This is a genomic window from Methylophaga sp. UBA4204 (assembly GCF_002379485.1).
GTDB lineage: Bacteria > Pseudomonadota > Gammaproteobacteria > Nitrosococcales > Methylophagaceae > Methylophaga.
Map to the genome: position 1 here is coordinate 5,241 of NZ_DFTU01000061.1, position 212 is coordinate 5,452.

Annotated in this window: 1 protein-coding gene; it reads left to right on the plus strand. The window is 43.9% G+C overall.

Features of this window, described 5'->3' with window-relative positions; all coding sequences use genetic code 11:
* The coding region (locus B3182_RS08895; RefSeq protein ID WP_292752444.1) for a hypothetical protein at positions 1-212 on the plus strand (212 nt) is incomplete at both ends.

A 212-nucleotide genomic window follows, 5' to 3' on the forward strand; every position in this document is an offset into this window, starting at 1 on the left:
AAACTGGGTTATTGGCAGCTGGATAAAACAGGACTCATCCAACTAAGCCCTGAAGCAGCCATGCTGTTAAATCAAAAATACCCCAGCCAGCTCTCACAAAAGCAATTTGTTTCCTTGTTTACGGATAATCAACAAGCAGCGTTGAATCAGGCAATAAATGCCACGCTGAACACTAAACATGCGATGGATGGTGAATTCACACTCACCCATCC